Origin of the sequence: Pseudomonas sp. BS-2016 (assembly GCF_001806145.1) — a bacterium.
GTDB lineage: Bacteria > Pseudomonadota > Gammaproteobacteria > Pseudomonadales > Pseudomonadaceae > Aquipseudomonas > Aquipseudomonas lundensis.
Genome location: NZ_MLCT01000163.1, coordinates 1 through 1437, shown reverse-complemented (window position 1 = coordinate 1437; position 1437 = coordinate 1). Strand labels below are relative to the sequence as shown.

Here is a 1437-nt window from a genome sequence, read left to right as displayed (position 1 = left end):
AGGGCGTTGCCGCCCAGGGCTACGACGATGCGCATACAGAATGTCCTTTCAGGGAACGCATGAACACCTCGGTCAATGTGGGAGCTGGCTTGCCTGCGATGAGGGCCTGGCAGGCGACCTGCTGTTGCCAGACCCACCGCTATCGCAGGCAAGCCAGCTCCCACACTGACGGTGTTCACACCGTGGAAATTAAATGTCTGCCAACGCCGACACCAGAATCGCCTTGATGGTATGCATGCGGTTTTCCGCCTGCTCAAAGGCGATGTTGGCCGGCGACTCGAAGACTTCCTCGGTCACTTCCACACCGTTGGCCAAGTGCGGATAGCGCGCAGCGATGTCCTTGCCGACCTTGGTTTCGCTGTTGTGGAACGCCGGCAGGCAGTGCATGAATTTCACCCGAGGGTTGCCCGAGGCTTTCATCATCTTGGCGTTGACCTGGTACGGCAGCAGTTGTTCGATACGCTCGTCCCACGCTTCCACCGGCTCGCCCATGGACACCCAGATATCGGTGTGGATGAAGTCCACGCCTTTGACTGCCTCTTTCGGGTCTTCGGTGATGGTGATGCGTGCACCGCTTTCCTCGGCAAATGCCTGGCACTGCTTGATGAAGTCTTCATGGGGCCACAGCGCTTTCGGCGCGCCGATGCGCACGTCCATGCCCAGCTTGGCGCCGATCATCAGCAGCGAGTTGCCCATGTTGTAGCGGGCGTCCCCGAGGTAGGCGTAGCTGATGTCATGCAGCGGCTTGTCGCTGTGTTCGCGCATGGTCAGGGTGTCAGCGATCATCTGGGTCGGGTGGAATTCGGCGGTGAGGCCGTTGAACACCGGCACACCGGCGAACTTGGCCAGCTCTTCGACGATTTCCTGCTCAAAACCACGGTACTCGATGGCATCGAACATCCGGCCCAACACGCGGGCGGTGTCTTTCATGCTTTCTTTGTGGCCGATCTGCGACGACACCGGGTCGATATAGGTGACGTGGGCGCCTTGGTCATGGGCCGCGACTTCGAAGGCACAGCGAGTGCGGGTCGAGGTTTTTTCGAAGATCAGCGCGATGTTCTTGCCCTGCAAGTGCGGGCGCTCGGTGCCGGTGTATTTGGCGCGTTTGAGGTCGCGGGACAGGTCCAGCAGGTAATGCAGCTCGCGGGTAGTGTGGTGCATCAGCGACAGCAGGCTGCGGTTGCGCATATTGAAAGCCATGATGGAATCTCCTTAATAGTCGATAGGGTCGCGGATGATCGGGCAGGTCATGCAGTGGCCGCCGCCACGGCCACGGCCGAGTTCACCGGCGCTGATGGTGATCACTTCCACACCGGCCTTGCGCAGCAGGGTGTTGGTGTAGGTGTTGCGGTCGTAGCCAATCACCACGCCCGGTTCCACGGCCACCACGTTGTTGCCGTCATCCCATTGCTCGCGTTCGGCGGCGAAGCTGTTGCC

At 60.5% G+C, this 1437-nt stretch carries 2 protein-coding genes; both read right to left on the bottom strand.

Annotation, left to right across the window (positions count from 1 at the left end):
* Nucleotides 1–189: 189 nt before the first annotated feature.
* A complete protein-coding gene (locus tag BKD70_RS23340; RefSeq protein WP_014719695.1) occupies nt 190–1200 on the bottom strand; it encodes an ornithine carbamoyltransferase in 1011 nt (336 codons plus the stop codon).
* A gap of 12 nt (nt 1201–1212) precedes the next feature.
* A partial coding sequence (locus tag BKD70_RS23335; RefSeq protein ID WP_256543258.1) for an arginine deiminase family protein occupies nt 1213–1437 on the bottom strand: 225 nt, incomplete at its 5' end.

Excerpts from the sequence above, each read along its gene's own strand:
- BKD70_RS23340 (WP_014719695.1), bottom strand. The coding sequence starts at position 1,200 with ATGGCTTTCAATATGCGCAACCGCAGCCTGCTGTCGCTGATGCACCAC.